The organism is Pseudomonas sp. SWRI99 (assembly GCF_014270125.1).
Taxonomy (GTDB): Bacteria; Pseudomonadota; Gammaproteobacteria; order Pseudomonadales; family Pseudomonadaceae; genus Aquipseudomonas; species Aquipseudomonas hamedanensis.
The window spans coordinates 43,628-60,100 of sequence record NZ_JABWQR010000024.1; the positions used below are offsets into that span (position 1 = coordinate 43,628).

Sequence of the window (16,473 nt, forward strand, 5' to 3'; positions counted from 1 at the left end):
CGCTTAAAAGCGCGTGTTGATCTCAAGCTGCAAGACGTCGATGTCGAACGGCGCGCCATACACCGCCTCGGTACTCATCCAGCGTCCGGTGGCCGACACGTTTTTCGCCAGGCCATAGTTGCCGCCCATGAAATAGCCCTTGGCGTTGGTGCCGCCGAGGTGGAATGACGAGTCGTTGAAGCCGTCCGGCAAGGCGTCCGGCTGGATGTACTTGTAGCCGGCGAACAGGTTCCAGTCGCCCTTGCGTTTGAGGTCCAGCGCGTTGCCAAGGGTGAACTGCACCATCCACGCGTTGGCGCCGCTTTCGATGTCGCCATTGCTGTCGAGGTTGTTGACGATCTGCCCGGCCGAGCGCTTGCGCATCTCGCCTTCGTCGTAGCTGAGGTTGTGGATGTAGTTGCCCTGGCTGCGCAGCTTGAAGTCTTGCGGCAGGTCGGCGTCCCAGACCAGGTTGAGGTCGAGCAGGTTGAACTCGGACGCCAGCCCCACGTACTGCGGTTGTGGCGTCGTGGTCGGGTTGAGCGGGTTCGGTGTGATGTCACGCAGCAGGAACACGCTGTTACCCTTCTGCATGAACGCCGCGCGCGTGCCGTCGCTGTCGCAGCCCGGCGCACCGGCCCACGGCTCGCAAGGGCTGGAGCGCTGGCCCTGAATGTCGTCGAAGCGGTAGTAAGCCAGCGCACCTTTCAAGCGGTTGTTGCTGTTGATCGCCCATTTCGCGCCGAGTTGCGCGCCGTACAGCCACTTGTTGTCGCTCTCTTCCTTATCGAAGCCATTGCTGCTGGCGCTGTCGTTGGTGTAATCGACCGGGAACGCGCCGACCGTGCCGAACACGCCCCAATCGTGGTTGAGCTTGTGGTCGAAAATCGCTGCCACACCGTCGAAGTTCAAGTCGTTGGAATAGAGCATGTCGGTGGACATGAACGGGTTGGCGAAGCGCCCGCCCGTCAGCGTCAATTCATCCATCGGCTTCCAGCTCAGATAGCCCTGATCGAGCCAGATGTCTTTCTTGGCGAAACCGCCGCCGAGGTTTTGCGTGGTCGAAACCGGGTTGTTGTCCGAGCCGGTGCCGATGCGGATACCGGCGGTCCACTCGGGCGATATCACCGCTTTCATGCCCAGCCGGGCGCGCAGGCGGAACAGGTTTTCGCGATCTTCGCGGGTATTGAGCAACGGCGGCAGGCTGGTGCTGCTGTTGGGGTTCACGTCGTACGGGCCGTTGTTGTTGAGCTTGGCGAAGTCGACGATTTCGTTACTGTTGTTGCCCGAGTAATAACGCGATTCGTCACGCAGGCGGATGTCGCCGTCGAAGCTGATGCGCGCAGCCCATTCCGGGAAGCTGTTGGGCGCCGCCCAGTTCTCCTGTTTGGCGGTGGCCATGACTTCGGCTTTGACCTGATCGCGGATCTGGTCACGCACCGCCGCTGGCACATATTGCACGCGTACATCGCCCGGCGCCGCGACCGGCCCGGCCGCCACAGCGGTAGACGCCGCAGCCTGCTTGGCCTGGGCCGCTTCGTTCTGCGCCTGAGCGATCAGCGCGTCAGCCTTGTCCTGTTTCAGAATGCCCTGCTCGACCAGCAAGCGGATCAGATTGATCGTGGCGTTTTCCGAGGGCGCAGGCGCTGCCACGGCCTGACCGATCAGGGTCGCAATGACCATGCCGACCGCCAGGGACAATCGATTCACGTTGGAAATCATCTGCACACAACTCCTTTTGCCAAAGCTCGAATAAATGAATTAACCCGGACGTCGCCCTTGCAGGGACAAGCGCACAGGCAAAGTAATGGAGGCCGGAGGCCGTTCGCTGAGGGCCGGCGCGCCGCGTAACGCGGCCAGCACCTGGGTATCGATTTGCGGATTGCCGCTGGACTTGATCAGCTCGACGCGGGTGATCTCGCCGACGCTGCTCAGCCACACATCCGCTTGCAGCGAAAACGCGAGGTTGCGCAGGTCGGGGTTCTCGCGCAGCAGACGCTGAAAAGTGAACGCCAGAAACTGGCTGTACGTACCCGTGCCCAGACGCCCGCCGCCAGCACCGGCCATGCCGCCGCCCTTGCCCGCGCCGATGTTGAACGCGTCGTTGCCACTTTGCGCATCGCCGTCCATTTGCATCGGGTTGGCCAGATCATCCGCCGGCGATGGCGGCGCCTCTTCTTCAGGCTTGACCTCTTGCGGTTCAGGCGTCGGTTCTGGCTCGACGACTTTTTCTTCCACCGGGGTTTCCGGCTCCGGCGGTTTCTCCGGCGGCGGAGGCGGTGGTGGCGGCAGCGGAATGATCGTCGGCACCTTCGGCGCTTCACGGCGGATACCGCTCATGTCGTTGGCCCACTGCCAGAGGAACCACGCGGCGAGCGCGCCGATCAGCAACCCGGCGCCCCACTTGGCAAAGCGCAGCGGCGACTTTTTCACGGGCGGCGGCTCGATCGGGAGTTGTGCAGTCATGGCTCAGCCCTGGCTCGGTTTGCCGGTCACGAGACCGACTTGCGACAGTTCCAGCCGGCGCAACAGGTCCAGCACCTCAATGACTTTCTGGTATTGCACGGTCGCGTCACCGCGCACGATCACCGGAAAATCCGGGCTCTGCGCCTTCTCGATGCGCAGGCGCTCTTCCAGCTCGGCGAGCGTCACCGGGTAGGCATCGAGAAACACCTGGCCGCCGTCGTTGACCGAAATCGCCTTGGTTTTCGCTTCCGACAGCGACACCGAGGCGCTGGCTTTGGGCAGGTTGATCTGAATCCCGGAAACCTGCGCCGTGGCGGTAAGAATGAACATCACCAGCACCACCATCAGCACATCGACCAGCGGAGTGATGTTGATGCTGTCGACGGCGGCATCTTCTTCATCGTCGTGGGAGGCATTTACGGACGCCATGTCAGTGCTCCTCAGGCCGGTACAGAGTGGTTGGCGTGATGGCCGCGCGCATGCGCCGACTCACTGAGCTGGCTCTCGCCGTGCAACTCCGCCAGGCGAGTGATGAACTCGTCGACGAAGATGCGCATGTCGGCACTGACTTCCTTGTTGCGGGTGATCAGGCGGTTGTAGCCAAACAGCGCCGGGATCGCGACGAACAGGCCCATCGCCGTGGCCAGCAGAGCGGCGGCCATGCCCGGCGCAATGGCGTTGATGTTGACGTCGCCGGCCATGGCCGTGCCGAGAAACACCACCATGATCCCCAGCACCGTGCCGAGCAGGCCGATATACGGACCGCCAGCGATGGCGTTGGACAGGGTCGAGAGTTTCGAACTCAGTTGCTGGTTTTCGCGGGTGCGCACGCCGTCCATGGAACAGCGGATCGCTTCGATGGTTGCCCCGGAAACCGATGACGTGTCGGCGCCCTGCTCGCGGCGGGTGCGGATCTCTTTTACCGCCACCAGATACAGGCGCCACAATGGCGAATGCTGCAAGCGCTGGGCGAGTTGCGCGTCGTCGGCGAACATCTCCAGGCGCGTGCCGACCTTGGCGAATTGCACGCGGAAATCTTCATTGGCGGCGGTGACGCGGCCGAGGGTGCGGTTCTTGCGCAGCATGATGACCCACGACTGGAACATCATCAGCACCAGCACCGCGATGATCACCCAGGCGTCGATTGGTACTGCGTTGAGCAGAAAGCCGAGGCTGCCGAAACCAAAACCGGACTGTTCTTCATCGACACCGTAAGCCACCAGTTTCGACTCGGCGCCTTGCGAGGTCGCATCGGCCAGCAACAGCGCGGCCGGGCGGGCGACTTTGGACAGGCGCAGCTCATCGATGGCGCCCACGAATGGCTGGAACGCACCTTCGTGCAGATCGGCGCCGATGGCCATGACCGAGTTGAATGCCGGCATCGCTTGGGCCAACACTGCGCTTTCACGACCGTTGAGGTACAGCGTCACCTTCGAGCCTTGAGCGGTCAGGGCGACGTGTTGCCATTGCGCCGGAGTCAGCGCTTGCGTGGCAGCGGCGCGCTGGCCGTCGATCTCCACGAACGGCACGCCCTGGTTGACACCGATCAGCAGACTTTGCGTGCCCTCGCGACGAGCGAGAATCAATTGTTCGCCATTGGCCTGATCCAGACGCAACCAGGCACTGAACGTAAACGCACTATCGGTGTTGTGTTGCAGCGAAGGACTGGCCGGCAGCAGCAATGGCTGACCACTGAGCTGCAATGCGCGCCCTACTACGCCGTCAATTGCCGCGCCGGTCGCGCTTTGTGCGGTGTTGCCGTAGGCGGTGGTGTCTTTGGCCGGCGTGCCGGTGGCGCCGTCGAAGTGATAGAGCGCGGTGTAATTCGGATCGAAGGTCAATTGGCCGTTGCCGGTGGCCGGCGCCTTCTGGTTGCCGTAGTACATCCAGATGTCCTGACGCTGACCGCCCTCGACGTTCGGCACATCGACCCAGATCAGCGCCATGCCCATCAGCGCATCGAAACTTTCGATCTGGTGGTTGAGCACGGTTTTGTCATCGGCGGCAACAAAGCGCAGATCCGAGCCGTCCTCTTTCACACCATCGAACGTGAAGTTGCCGGTGTGCAGGCGCACCAGCAGCGCGGTGCGGCCCAGAGCCTGATTGATCGCCGCGCCTTGCGGTGTGGTGTCGACGGCAATCTGTTTGCGGTAATGCCAGTCGTCCTGCCACCAGGCCTGGGCCGTGGCCGGGAGCACGAAGCCCAGGCAGATCAACAACGAAAGAAAGAGGCGTTGCATGGACGTGCTCCGTTAGAAAGTGGCTTGAAGGTTGAAGTGCAGGCGCGATTCCTGTTTCGAGGTGTTCGGCCCTTCGAGTAGCGGATAGCCCCAGTCGAGGCTGCCGGACAGCCATTTGCTGAGGCTGGCGCGGGTGCCGAGGCCGACACTGGCGAGGGCGTAATTGGCGTCCTGATCCGGCAGTTCGTCGCGCAGGTACAGTTGCGCGCCCTCGGCGAAGGCGTAGAAGCGCCAGTCCTGCATCCAGGTGCCGGCGTACTTCGCCAGCGACGGCGTGCGCAGTTCCTGGCTGAGCAGATAGCCGTCGTCCGCCGTGCGTTCGGCGGCCAGATAGCCGCGCACCGACGTGGCGCCGCCGGCGGAGAATTGTTCGTTGGAAACCAATGGACCGGAGGCCAGTTGAAACGCGGCTTTGCTTGCGCTCTGCCAGTCGCTGTCGAAGGTCCAGGTGTAATTCGTGTCGCCCTTGAGCACGGCGAAACTCGGCTTGGCGCGGTAGCGTTTGTAGTCGAAATCTTCATCGTCGCTGCCGTAGCCGAAGACGCTGCGCGTGGCTGCGACGAGGCTCAGGCCAAGGCCGAGCTGGCTCTTTTCGCTGTAGCGATAACCGTTGTAGGCGAAGGTGAACGGTGCGTATTGCAGCGGCACCTTGTCGCTTTCGCCGGACAGGCTCAGGCGCTCGTCGAAGTCCTTGAAGTCGATGCCGGCCGACAGCGAGTTCGACCAGTTGCCGCTTGAGGGCAGCGTGTAGATCGCTGCGACGCCGTAGCTGTGACCCTTGCCGAGGACGTTGCTGCCGCCGATGGTGGCGACGTTGCTGTCGGACTGATAACCGGAGAACTGCACACTCCAGCGCTCGCTCAACGGCGCGGTATAGGAACCGGACCAGACCTTGGCATTGTCGGTTTCCTGCGGCGCGGTGAAGAACGTCAGGTTGACGCTGTGCCCCAGTTGCCAGAGGTTGTTGTAACCGAGGCTGGTGACCGTGCGCAGCTTTTCGGTGTCGGCGCTGTAGTCGTTGTTCAGGCCGACGCTGGCGGTCCACGGGTTCTGGTCTTCGACCTGCAAATCAACATCCATGGTGCCGGGGCGCTGACCTTCGCGCACCAGCGGCATGACTTGGCGGCCGGGGGTTTTGTTGAGCTGCGCCAGTTCGCCCTGAACCTTGGCGAAGTCCGGCACCTCGCCCTCCTTCAGCGCCGGCACGTTGTCGCGAATGTCCAGTGGCGAATAGTGTTTTGCGCCGACCACACGCACGCGACCGACCTTGGTTTCGCTGACTTGCAGGTAGACGATGCCATCGGCCACAGCCTGTTCGGGCAACTCGACGAACACCGACTGATAGCCGCGTTCCTGATAGGCCTTCTGCAACGCGTCGCGCGCGCCTTCAATGTCGCTCAGGGCTTTTTGCGGGCCGAGGAACGGGTACACCGCTTCCTCGATGGCCCGCGCATCGAGCACGGTGTTGCCGCGCACGAAGTATTCGTTGACGTCGACCAGACGCGGAGCGGCCGGCGCTTCTGCGCCCTCCTCGGCCAACGCCGGCTGCGCGCCCGCCGCCACCAGCAACCAGCCCCACAGCGCCAGCCGTGACGTGAAAATCCGTTCCACACTACCCCCTGAAATTCGCGATGACCTGTTGGCGTTTGTCGCCCCGGTGTGTTGCGTCAATTGCTGATCGTTGTCGCGCAGGCGTGCTTGCCCAGCCAGGTGTGCAAGAGCGCGAAGTTCAAGGAGAACTCGGGCATTTGCAGCAAGGCACCACAGAACACTTCGCCGATGATTTTCTGAATGAGCAGCACCGCCCGCGGCTCGTTGAGCAGCGTGGCGATGTCGCGACTGAGGGCGTTGAAGCTCCAGACTTTCTGGTTCAGGCCCAGGCCGACGAACCAGCGGAACAGCAGGTTGTAGTTCAGTTGCTCATAGAGTTGTTGTTCACTGGGCACCGAATACAGCAGTTGCAGGAGCAGGATGTGCATGACCGTTTGCGCGGGAATGAGCATGCCGGGTTCGGCATTGAGGTCGTGCAGCAGGTCGCGGTGGGCGTCGAGCAGGTCGTCGATCTGCGGGCGCAACAAGACCAGCGAATGCCCCGGCGGAATGTAGCTCGACACTTCCTTCAAGGCGCCTTGCCAGTCATCCTGCGAGACGATCCAGACCCACGGCGCGCCGTAGCGATACACCGAAACCGGCTTCTTGCGCGCGGCTTCGACGATCTTCGACAGGCGTTGATCAAGCTCCTGCATGCCCACTTTCGAGTAGCGTTCCATAGTCCCCACTGCCTCACTCCCGGCGTCCCGCCTCGGCTTGTGAAAAGCGCCCCGTTGGGCCCCTCAAGCGCGTTACACAGGCATGACCGGACTGGCTATGTGCTACCGAACTTTTGTCATAAAAGCTTCATTACACGCCACGCAAAAACCCTGTGGGAGTGAGCCTGCTCCCGATGGCGGTGTGTCCGTCAAAAAGGAGTTGGCTGACCTGACGCTATCGCGAGCAGGCTCACTCCTACAGGGGATCGGCGTTGCACCTGCCCTTCTGTTCTGCACCTCTGCGTGACATTCACATGACATTTGCGGGGTTAAATCCACAGGCATTCAGGCGTATAACCTGTAGAGACTTTTTGATCTACATGCGCAAATCAACACGGGGTAGCGACATGACCACAGCAAACATCCTTGGCAACCTGTTCCCTTCAGTCAGCGACATCCCGGAAAAATACCGCCTCGATGCGCAGCTTGAGCAGCGCGAATACCTGGTCGACGGTGAGTTGCGCCGCTGGGACGGCCCGCTCGCGCAAGTGCGCAGCCCGGTGTATTTGCAAGGCGCCAACGGCGACGAACAAGTGATTCTCGGCAGCACGCCGCTGCTGGATGCCGACACCGCCCTCACCGCCCTCGACGCTGCAGTGCGCGCCTATGACCGGGGCCAGGGCTTGTGGCCAACCATGCGCGTCGCCGAGCGCATCCAGCATGTCGAAGCTTTCCTCAGCCGTATGCGCGAGCAGCGCGAAGCGGTGGTAAAGCTGCTGATGTGGGAGATCGGCAAAAATCTCAAGGACTCGGAAAAAGAGTTCGACCGCACCTGCGATTACATCGTCGACACCATCAATGCCCTGAAAGAACTCGACCGCCGCTCCAGCCGTTTCGAACTGGAACAGGACACCCTCGGCCAGATCCGCCGCGTGCCGCTCGGCGTCGCCCTGTGCATGGGCCCTTACAACTATCCGCTGAACGAGACGTTCACCACGCTGATCCCGGCGCTGATCATGGGCAACACCGTGGTGTTCAAACCGGCCAAGCTCGGCGTTTTGCTGATTCGCCCGCTGCTCGAAGCGTTCCGCGACAGCTTCCCCACTGGCGTGATCAACGTGATCTACGGCAGCGGCCGCGAGACCGTCAGCGCGCTGATGGCCAGCGGCAAGATCGACATCTTCGCCTTCATCGGCACCAACAAGGCCGCCAGCGACCTGAAAAAACTGCACCCCAAACCGCACCGCTTGCGTGCTGCCCTTGGCCTGGATGCGAAGAACCCTGGCATCGTGCTGCCGGAGGTCGATCTGGATAACGCAGTCAGCGAAGCGGTGACCGGCTCGTTGTCGTTCAACGGCCAGCGCTGCACCGCGCTGAAAATCCTCTTTGTTCATGAAGACGTGGTCGATCGCTTCATCGAAAAATTCAACGCCCGCCTGGCCACGCTGAAACCGGGCATGCCATGGGACAGCGGTGTGTCGCTGACGCCGCTGCCGGAATCGGGCAAGGTCGATTACCTGCACGCGCTGGTCGCCGACGCGCAAAGCAAGGGCGCGCAGGTGGTCAACCCGAATGGTGGTGCATCCCGGGCTTCGTTCTTCTACCCGGCAGTGCTCTATCCGGTCACGCCGCAGATGCGTGTCTACCAGGAAGAGCAGTTCGGCCCGGTGGTGCCGATCGTGCCGTACCGTCACCTCGATACCGTGATCGATTACGTGCTGGAGTCGGACTTCGGTCAACAGCTGAGTATCTTTGGCACCAACCCGGTGGCCGTCGGCCGTCTGGTCGACACCTTCGCCAATCAGGTCGGACGAATCAACCTCAACGCGCAGTGCCAGCGCGGCCCGGACACCTACCCGTTCAACGGCCGCAAAAACTCCGCCGAAGGTACGCTTTCGGTGCACGATGCGTTGCGCGTGTTTTCAATCCGTACGCTGGTGGCGACGAAATTCCAGGAGAGCAACAAGGACCTGATCAGCGAGATCATTCGCGGGCGCGATTCGAGCTTCCTGACCACCGACTACATCTTCTGACCGGCAAACCGGCAGGATTGAAAATTCCCGCCTGAAACACACCGCTCCCGGTAAAACCAGTGTCTACACTGAGGCCAGCACTGCTGGATGCCGGGAGGCGATGATGCTCGACTACTTCGCGTTGGGTTTGTTGGTGTTCGTCGGTCTCGTGCTGTTTTACGGGATCATCGTGTTGCATGACATTCCGTACGAGATCGCCGTTCACCGCAAGCATCCGCACCAGGATGCGATCCATGCCACCGGCTGGGTCAGTCTGTTCACCTTGCATGCGCTCTGGCCGTTCCTGTGGATCTGGGCGATGGCCTATCGAGAAGATCGCGGCTGGGGCTTCGGCGACGGCAAGTCGGTGCAGAGCCATGTGCTGCGCCTGGAACAGCAAGTGCTGCAACTGCAAACCCGGTTGGAGAAACTGGAAACCCGCTCTCCCGGAACTGAACCGCCCGCCCGTCCACACGGCGAGGGGATCTGAACCATGGATCTTCTCCTTGTCCTGACCTATGCCGCTTTCTGCGTCGCGCTGTTCAAGATTTTTCGCATTCCGCTGAACAAATGGACCGTGCCCACGGCGGTGCTCGGTGGCATTGTGCTGGTCGGCGCGCTGATTTTTACGATGAACTACAACCACCCGTACTCTGAGGTGGCGCGCTCGTATTTCGTCTCGGTGCCGGTGATTCCGATTATCAGCGGCCAGGTCATCGAGGTGCCGGTACAGGGCAACGAACCCCTGGAAAAAGGTGATGTGCTGTTTCGCATCGACCCGACGCCTTTTGAAAACCGGGTGAAATCGCTCAAGGCACAATTGATCGCGGCCAAAGGCGATCGTTATCGCATCACCGAACTGATCCGCCGCAACTTCGGCACTCAACGCGAACTGGATGCCGCCATCGCGCGCACCGATGATCTGCAAGCGCAGTTGGACAACGCCCAGTTTGAACTCGACAACACCGTGGTGCGCGCGCCAAGCAAGGGCTTCGTGACCCATGTGTCGCTGCGCCCGGGCATGATGGCGAGCAAGCTGCCGTTGCGCCCCTCGATGGTGTTTATTCCGCAGGAAGGCCAGTATTTCGCTGCGTGGATGCGCCAGAACAGCCTGTTGCGCCTGACCGTCGGCGATGAAGCCGAAGTTGCGTTCGATGGCATTCCCGGCAAGGTCTTCGCCGGTCGGGTAAAAAATGTCATTGGGGTGATCGCCGAAGGCCAGGTGCAGCCTTCCGGCACGCTGATCGGCTATACCGGTTCCCCGCCGGCCGGGCGGGTGCCGGTGATCATCGAAATCACCGACCCCAACTTCGCCCAATACAGCCAACTCATGCCGGGAGGCGCTTACGGGCAGGCGGCGCTGTACAGCCAGCACTTTCATCACATCGGCGCGATGCGCAAAATCCTGCTGCGCATGTCGGCATGGATGAATTACATTTTCCCTTTCCATTGATTGCAGGTTTGAAAGCGAGGTTCGCACTGAGCACTTTCCGCACCCATCGACTGCCACCGCTTTTACGCCGCGTCCTGCGGCCGTTGCTCGATCCGTTTCGGCGCTATCGCCACGCCCGTCTGATACATGCGGTGCGGGTGGCGCTGGGGTTGCTGGCGACGATTCTGTTGACCACCGGCATCAACCTGCCCCACGGTGAATGGGCTTCGGTGACCATGCTGGTGGTGATCGGCGGCTTGCAGCATCACGGAAATATCGGCAAAAAAGCCGCCGAGCGAGCCATTGGCACGTTGATCGGTGCCGGAGTCGGGTTGGCTCTGGTAGCCCAGCACGCGTGGCTCGGCATGCCCTGGCTGACCTATTTCTCGATGGCTGTGGTCTGCGGGTTCTTTTCCTATCACGCCATTGGCAAGGGCGGCTACACCGCGCTACTTTCAGCCATTACCGTGTTTATCGTGGCCGGACACGGCGACAACCCGATCACCGATGGTTTGTGGCGCGGCGTCGATATCCTGATCGGCATCGCCCTCGCCCTCGCCTTCTCGTTTGCCTTGCCGCTGTATGCGGTGTACTCGTGGCGCTACAACCTCGCTGATGCCCTGCGCGACTGCGCCACGGTGTACGGGCGCATCATCAGCGGCCAACCGGTCAGTGCCGACGAGCACGTGAAGCTGATGAGCCGCCTCGGCGCGGTGATGGTGCAACTGCGCTCGCTGATGCCGTCAGTGTCCAAGGAAGTGAAAATTTCCATGACCGAACTCGATGCGATCCAGCGCAACCTGCGCATGTGCATCAGCACCCTGGAGATCCTCGGCAACATCCGCCCGAACGCCAGCGATGCGCACGCCATGGCCCATTTGCAAACCGCGTTGAAGGCCGAGCATCGGCAGATTCGCGTGCAACTGATCGGCATGGCCCGCGCCTTGAAAAGCGGCGCGACCCAGCGTCTGGATCGGCCTGTGGAACTGCTGCAGGTCCATCTGGATGCACCGGTTGACAACACGCTGGACGGTTACCGGTTACTGACCCGCCAATTGGCGGCGAATGTCAGCGAACTGCGCCAGCGCCTGGCCGTGACCGCACCGCGCTGGAACATCTGACCGTCATTGCGCAGCCAGGCGCCGCGTCTTCAGGCCCCAGCCCTGTTGCATACCCGCCGCGGCCAGCAGAATCGCGGCGACGCCGAGCCATTGCAGGGTTTCGAGGCGATGACCGAAGGCGAACCAGTCAACAAAGATCGCGGCAATCGGGTAGATGAATGACAGCGCGCCGGTCAACGCGGTTGGCAATTTCTGAATCGCGCCGTAGAGCAAGACATACATCAGGCCGGTGTGCACGATCCCCAGCGTGATCAGACTGGCCCAGGCACTCGGCGCTTGCGGCAATGCGCTGAAATGCGCAAACGGCGCCAGCAACAGCACCCCGGTGCATACTTGAATCAGTGCAATCAGATGAGGCGGCGTGCCCGTCAGGCGCTTGATGATCAGCGCCGCAATCGCATAGAGCAGCGCCGCGCCCAATGCCAGGGCGATACCCGTCAGATAATCGTTGCCGCTCTCACCTTGAGTGCCGTGAGCGCTGACAATCGCCAGCATGCCCATGAACGAAATCACCAGCCAGAACAGCTTCTGCAGAGTGATTTTTTCCCCCAGAAACAGCGCCGCCAGCCCTACCAGCATAAACGGCTGTACGTTGTAGACCGCCGTGCCGATCGCGATAGAGGCTTTGGAGTACGAGGCAAACAACAACACCCAGTTGCCGACAATCGCCATGCCGCTGAGCACCGCCAGCAGAAACGTGGTACGGGTCAGAATGCCCGGGCGCAGAAAGCCGAACGCCGCGCAAATCAGCAACAACGTCCCGGCGCCGAACACGCAACGCCAGAACACCACGTCGAGTACCGGTTGCCCGGAGACCAGCACAAACCAGCCGATCGTCCCGGATATCAGCATGGCAGCGGTCATTTCCAGCGAACCGCGACGGAGTGTCTTGTCCATCTTTTATCTCCTGAGCCTGTGGCGAAAACATGGCAAAAGTATGCCCGGCGCGCGCGGGGCTTCTCCAGCGCATAAACAAGGCTAAACTTGCGCTTCACCTTTTTTATCGCGGGTGTTTTTTAACAAACGCCTAATGCCGGAGTTGCTCATGACTGATGATATTGATCAGATTCTCATCAGCGCGCTGATGGAAGATTCGCGGCGCTCGCTCAAAGCACTGGCGCAGATAAGCGGTTTGTCTTCGCCGAGCGTTGCCGAACGCTTGCGCCGTCTGGAAGAACGCGGCGTGCTCAAGGGCTACACGGTGGAGATCGATCCAAAGTGCTTCGGCTATCAGTTGCAGGCAATCGTCCGAGTGCGGCCGCTGCCGGGGCAGTTGCAGGAGGTCGAACGGCAGATCCTGTCGATCCCCGAATTTACCGAATGCGACAAGGTCACCGGCGAAGATTGCTTCATCGCGCGCCTGCATGTGCGTTCGATGGAACAGCTCGACACCCTCCTCGACCGCCTCAATACCCTGGCGGAAACCAACACCGCCATCGTCAAGAAAACCCCGGTCAAACGTCGTTTGCCGCCGATGGCGTAGCCGAGGCACTTTTTTGCGGACAAGAAAAAACCCGCCGAAGCGGGTTTTTCCGTTGTTGCGTGGCTGCGATCAGTCGTCGCGGCTCATGATGCCAAACAGTTGCAGCAGGCTGACGAACAGGTTGTAGATCGATACATACAGGCTGATGGTCGCCATGATGTAGTTGCGTTCGCCGCCGTGGATGATCGCGCTGGTCTGGAACAGAATGCAGACCGACGAGAACAGCACGAAGCCGGCGCTGATCGCCAGTTGCAGACCGCTGATCTGGAAGAAGAAGCTTGCGACGACCGCGCCCAGTAACACGAAGAACCCGGCGGTGATGAAGCCGCTGAGGAAGCTCATGTCCTTGCGGGAGATCAGCACGTAGGCCGACAGACCACCGAATACCAGTGCGGTCATGGCGAAAGCCGAGCTGACCACTTCGGCGCCGCCCTGCATGCCCAGGTAACGGTTGAGAATCGGACCGAGCAGGAAGCCCATGAAACCGGTCAGCGCAAACGCCGACACCAGGCCCCACGCGGAGTCACGGAGTTTGTTGGTGAGGAAGAACAGCCCGTAGAAGCCGATCAGCACCACGAAGATATTCGGGTAGCCGACACGCATCTGCTGCGCCACGAAAGCCATCACGCCGCTGAATGCGAGGGTCAGAGCCAGCAGGCCGTAAGTGTTGCGCAGGACGCGGCTAACCTCTAGCTGCTCAGCCTGCACGCTGTTATTAACTGCGTAATCCTGTTCGCGCATGGCGACACTCCTGTTGGTTGGAAACGTTCAGATGCAAAGATCATAACAGACGCTCTGTAACAAGCCATGCAGAGAGTTTGACAGTGTGTTTCATTCAGGTATTATGGCGCCCGCAACGCAAACGGAGGTGTGGCCGAGTGGTTTAAGGCAACGGTCTTGAAAACCGTCGACTGTAACAGGTCCATGAGTTCGAATCCCATCGCCTCCGCCATATTTGTACCGACAAAGCCCTGATTATTCAGGGCTTTGTCGTTTCTGGCGTTCAGGAAAACCGGCTCCCCTCACGAAGATCGCTTCCGCATTCTCAGCCATTTCCGCCACCCTGCCCTTCCGGCACCGTTACGTTGGCGTTGATCAAATCAATCCAAGCAAAGCGCATTCGTTGCATTAACTCCGGAAAATGGGCAGCTTTCGACCCGAAGCGGACGCCAAGGATTGCCGGCGGGGAGAGTTTCCTGATGCCTTTGTGCGCCGTATAGTGGCAATACTTTTTTCGGTCAAAGGAATGGCTATGAACCCGCTAAGCGGCCTACCCGTCGGTGTGATCGGCGACCGTGACACTGTAAATGTCACGTCGCATTGCGCGAAAAGGAGAACGCCATGCGTGCAGGCGTGACTCTTGCCGGGATTGGCACCACGTTGGCGCTGTTGTCTGCATCGCCAGCCCAGCCTGCACCCCTGCCGCCAGTCACTGTCAACCAGGGTGGTATCTCAGTGCTGGTACAAGGCTCGGGAACAGATATCATCTTAATTCCAGGATTTGCGTCGTCCTACGAAGTCTGGGCTGATTTGGCCTCCGGATTACGGCACAGCCACCGTCTCCATCTCGTGCAGGTAGCTGGCTTTGCCGGCTCGCCTGCCGTATCCAATCCAGACGGGAGAGTCGTCGCGCCGACGGTCGAGGCGATCGCTGAATACCTCCGCAGCCAGCGCATCGAGGCGCCGGTGATCATCGGTCATTCGTTGGGTGGTGAGGTGGCACTGATGCTGGGTGCGCGTCATCCCGATCAAGTGGGACGCCTGATGATTGTCGATGCGATGCCCTTCTATACGTTGCTCTTTTACCCGTCCGCGACCAGTGAAACGGCGACCCCGCATGCTGCTGCGATGCGCGATGCAATGTTGGCGGCAACGCCTGAGCAGGCGCACGCCATGCAGCAGGCCGCCATCGCCCGTCTCGCTAAAACTGAAGCGGTCAGGCCAGGCCTGGTCGCAGCTGGGATGAACTCGGACCGAAAGACGATGGCCGATGCCATGTATGAACTGATGGTCACCGACCTCCGGCCTGAGCTTGAACGCATCAAGGTGCCTGTCGAGGTCGTCTATGCCTACGACCTGCTTTACGGCGTAGAGGCATCCCACATTGATGCAATGTTCCATAACGCCTATGCCTCGACCCCAAATATCAGCTTCAGGCGCATTGACGGCAGTTTTCACTTCATCATGCTTGATCAGCCAGAACTGTTCGCCAGTGCTGTCATCAAGTTCCTGAACCGGTGAGCGACGGTGGGGTATCTAGAGCGATGAATCAGCGTTAAAGGGCACAGGATTCGTTGCCGCTCTAAAACAAAAGGGGACTGATTTATTTCTCAGATTTATTTCTCAGAAAATAAATCAGTCCCCTTTTCTACACATCGGGGATTACCAGATCGATACAAGTGTCAATGCACACTCCACGTCTTCGTTCTTCAGGGTGCAATAGAACGAGCCATTTGCCGGCTGGCGCCGGGTGGCTGTCCGGTGATGCGCTTGAAGGCGCGGCTGAAGGCTGCCTGAGAGGTGTAGCCCAGGCGCTGCGCCACGGCCTCAATAGGCAGTCGCTCGAGACTTAGCCATTGATTGGCGAGGCGCATCCGCAGTTCAGTCACATAGCGCAGCGGGGGGATGCCGATAGTGGCCTGGAAGCGTTCCGCGAAGACCGAGCGAGAGGTGTTACATTGCGCAGCCAGTCCCGCTACCGTCCAGTCACGCGCCGGCTCCCGATGCAAGGCCAGGAGCGCGCGGGCCAGCCTGGGGTCTCGTAACGCGGCCACCAGGCCAGAGGCGTTGCCGCAGGCGCATTCAACCCAGCCACGGACGATCATCGCTGCCACTACGTCGGCGAGACGAGCGAGGATGCCTGCGAAGCCGATGCGTGCGGAGCGAACTTCGTGCTCCATGGTCGCGAGAATTGGCATAAGCCCAGGGTAACGCTGCCCCCTGGCATCAATCAGCATCAGATCTGGCATCAACCCGCCGAGGCCTTGCATGCTTCCGAGTTCGAACTCCATGCAGCCGCTAAAGATAAGGGTGCTGGGGCTGACTTCGGCACCAGGGGAAGCATCCACCGCGCAGACCGCCTCGCTGAGTGGGGCCGCGTCGAAGCTGCCGATGTCATGGGCGGGTACGTCCTGGCTTGAGAGAAGCTGATGGGCTTCACCCTGGGCCATGAACACGGCGTTGCCGGCCGACAACTCGTACAAAGAGCCGTTCTGCGCACGCAGGACGGCTGTGCCGACGGCGAGGAAGTGGAAGTAAGCGTGTCCCGGTTTGGCAGCAAAACCCAGCCCGAAGGAGGGTCCGGCCTGGATGCGATGGTACTCGACGCCCCGCAGGCGCATACCGCGTAATAGTTCGCTGATGAGATCGGACGATAAGGCGAACTGATTTAGAGGTGTCATTTCGGGGTTTCGGTCAAAAACTAAAGACTTTGCATCATAGAACATCCTGGTCTGCGTCCATAGACTTCTGGTTGAGATAATTTCCAGAGG

14 protein-coding genes, 1 tRNA gene and 1 pseudogene are annotated in these 16,473 nt (G+C 60.7%); 7 read left to right on the forward strand and 9 right to left on the reverse strand.

Going from position 1 to position 16,473, the window contains the following annotated elements; genetic code table 11:
• Positions 1–3: 3 nt before the first annotated feature.
• From HU743_RS19415 to HU743_RS27375, 6 genes and pseudogenes are all read right to left on the reverse strand, one after another.
• A complete protein-coding gene (locus HU743_RS19415; protein ID WP_186650614.1) occupies positions 4–1,701 on the reverse strand; it encodes a putative porin in 1,698 nt (565 codons plus the stop codon).
• A gap of 39 nt (positions 1,702–1,740) precedes the next feature.
• Positions 1,741–2,445 (reverse strand): energy transducer TonB, encoded by a 705-nt coding sequence (locus tag HU743_RS19420; RefSeq protein ID WP_186619903.1) that lies wholly within the window; start codon positions 2,443–2,445, stop codon positions 1,741–1,743.
• A 3-nt stretch (positions 2,446–2,448) separates the two neighbouring features.
• Positions 2,449–2,874, reverse strand: coding sequence for a biopolymer transporter ExbD (locus HU743_RS19425; RefSeq protein ID WP_186551381.1), 426 nt, complete (start codon positions 2,872–2,874; stop codon positions 2,449–2,451).
• A gap of 11 nt (positions 2,875–2,885) precedes the next feature.
• Positions 2,886–4,685 carry a MotA/TolQ/ExbB proton channel family protein gene (locus HU743_RS19430; RefSeq protein ID WP_186619904.1) on the reverse strand — a complete coding sequence of 600 codons (1,800 nt, stop codon included), beginning with the start codon at positions 4,683–4,685 and terminating at the stop codon, positions 2,886–2,888.
• Between the two features lie 12 nt (positions 4,686–4,697).
• On the reverse strand, positions 4,698–6,296 hold the full coding sequence (locus HU743_RS19435; RefSeq protein WP_186650616.1) for a ShlB/FhaC/HecB family hemolysin secretion/activation protein: 1,599 nt from the start codon (positions 6,294–6,296) through the stop codon (positions 4,698–4,700).
• Between the two features lie 56 nt (positions 6,297–6,352).
• A pseudogene (locus HU743_RS27375) lies at positions 6,353–6,682 on the reverse strand (transposase); the annotation flags it as partial.
• Positions 6,683–7,341: 659 nt separating this feature from the next.
• On the opposite strand from HU743_RS27375, the gene HU743_RS19445 reads away from it, so the two are divergent.
• The 4 genes from HU743_RS19445 to HU743_RS19460 all read left to right on the forward strand — a co-directional run bounded on the left by HU743_RS19445 (position 7,342) and on the right by HU743_RS19460 (position 11,499).
• Complete coding sequence (locus HU743_RS19445) at positions 7,342–8,967, forward strand: NADP-dependent glyceraldehyde-3-phosphate dehydrogenase (RefSeq protein ID WP_186650618.1); 1,626 nt, start codon at positions 7,342–7,344, stop codon at positions 8,965–8,967.
• 103 nt (positions 8,968–9,070) lie between these two features.
• Positions 9,071–9,436, forward strand: a complete 366-nt coding sequence (locus tag HU743_RS19450; RefSeq protein WP_186650620.1) for a DUF3302 domain-containing protein — start codon at positions 9,071–9,073, stop codon at positions 9,434–9,436.
• A gap of 3 nt (positions 9,437–9,439) precedes the next feature.
• Positions 9,440–10,399 (forward strand): biotin/lipoyl-binding protein, encoded by a 960-nt coding sequence (locus tag HU743_RS19455; RefSeq protein WP_186650622.1) that lies wholly within the window; start codon positions 9,440–9,442, stop codon positions 10,397–10,399.
• Positions 10,400–10,449: 50 nt separating this feature from the next.
• The gene (locus tag HU743_RS19460) at positions 10,450–11,499 is read left to right on the forward strand and encodes an FUSC family protein (protein WP_186650694.1); all 1,050 of its coding nucleotides are present in this window, start codon (positions 10,450–10,452) and stop codon (positions 11,497–11,499) included.
• 3 nt (positions 11,500–11,502) lie between these two features.
• Here HU743_RS19460 and HU743_RS19465 read toward each other — a convergent pair whose 3' ends face one another.
• The gene (locus HU743_RS19465; RefSeq protein WP_186650624.1) at positions 11,503–12,396 is read right to left on the reverse strand and encodes a DMT family transporter; all 894 of its coding nucleotides are present in this window, start codon (positions 12,394–12,396) and stop codon (positions 11,503–11,505) included.
• Between the two features lie 148 nt (positions 12,397–12,544).
• Here HU743_RS19465 and HU743_RS19470 point away from each other — a divergent pair, with 148 nt between their 5' ends.
• The gene (locus tag HU743_RS19470) at positions 12,545–12,982 is read left to right on the forward strand and encodes an Lrp/AsnC family transcriptional regulator (RefSeq protein WP_007915449.1); all 438 of its coding nucleotides are present in this window, start codon (positions 12,545–12,547) and stop codon (positions 12,980–12,982) included.
• Between the two features lie 69 nt (positions 12,983–13,051).
• Here the strand turns inward: HU743_RS19470 and HU743_RS19475 are convergent, their stop codons facing one another.
• Positions 13,052–13,723 carry a Bax inhibitor-1/YccA family protein gene (locus HU743_RS19475; RefSeq protein ID WP_042609827.1) on the reverse strand — a complete coding sequence of 224 codons (672 nt, stop codon included), beginning with the start codon at positions 13,721–13,723 and terminating at the stop codon, positions 13,052–13,054.
• 123 nt (positions 13,724–13,846) lie between these two features.
• Here HU743_RS19475 and HU743_RS19480 point away from each other — a divergent pair.
• A tRNA-Ser gene (locus tag HU743_RS19480) sits at positions 13,847–13,934 on the forward strand.
• Positions 13,935–14,323: 389 nt separating this feature from the next.
• The gene (locus HU743_RS19485; RefSeq protein ID WP_186650626.1) at positions 14,324–15,223 is read left to right on the forward strand and encodes an alpha/beta hydrolase; all 900 of its coding nucleotides are present in this window, start codon (positions 14,324–14,326) and stop codon (positions 15,221–15,223) included.
• 188 nt (positions 15,224–15,411) lie between these two features.
• Here the strand turns inward: HU743_RS19485 and HU743_RS19490 are convergent, their stop codons facing one another.
• A complete protein-coding gene (locus tag HU743_RS19490) occupies positions 15,412–16,383 on the reverse strand; it encodes an AraC family transcriptional regulator (protein WP_186650696.1) in 972 nt (323 codons plus the stop codon).
• Positions 16,384–16,473: the final 90 nt, after the last annotated feature.

Excerpts from the sequence above, each read along its gene's own strand:
- HU743_RS19490 (WP_186650696.1), bottom strand. The coding sequence starts at position 16,383 with ATGACACCTCTAAATCAGTTCGCCTTATCGTCCGATCTCATCAGCGAA.
- HU743_RS19430 (WP_186619904.1), bottom strand. The coding sequence starts at position 4,685 with ATGCAACGCCTCTTTCTTTCGTTGTTGATCTGCCTGGGCTTCGTGCTC.
- HU743_RS19450 (WP_186650620.1), top strand. The coding sequence starts at position 9,071 with ATGCTCGACTACTTCGCGTTGGGTTTGTTGGTGTTCGTCGGTCTCGTG.
- HU743_RS19420 (WP_186619903.1), bottom strand. The coding sequence starts at position 2,445 with ATGACTGCACAACTCCCGATCGAGCCGCCGCCCGTGAAAAAGTCGCCG.
- HU743_RS19415 (WP_186650614.1), bottom strand. The coding sequence starts at position 1,701 with ATGATTTCCAACGTGAATCGATTGTCCCTGGCGGTCGGCATGGTCATT.
- HU743_RS19445 (WP_186650618.1), top strand. The coding sequence starts at position 7,342 with ATGACCACAGCAAACATCCTTGGCAACCTGTTCCCTTCAGTCAGCGAC.
- HU743_RS19485 (WP_186650626.1), top strand. The coding sequence starts at position 14,324 with ATGCGTGCAGGCGTGACTCTTGCCGGGATTGGCACCACGTTGGCGCTG.
- HU743_RS19425 (WP_186551381.1), bottom strand. The coding sequence starts at position 2,874 with ATGGCGTCCGTAAATGCCTCCCACGACGATGAAGAAGATGCCGCCGTC.
- HU743_RS19455 (WP_186650622.1), top strand. The coding sequence starts at position 9,440 with ATGGATCTTCTCCTTGTCCTGACCTATGCCGCTTTCTGCGTCGCGCTG.
- HU743_RS19465 (WP_186650624.1), bottom strand. The coding sequence starts at position 12,396 with ATGGACAAGACACTCCGTCGCGGTTCGCTGGAAATGACCGCTGCCATG.
- HU743_RS19470 (WP_007915449.1), top strand. The coding sequence starts at position 12,545 with ATGACTGATGATATTGATCAGATTCTCATCAGCGCGCTGATGGAAGAT.
- HU743_RS19475 (WP_042609827.1), bottom strand. The coding sequence starts at position 13,723 with ATGCGCGAACAGGATTACGCAGTTAATAACAGCGTGCAGGCTGAGCAG.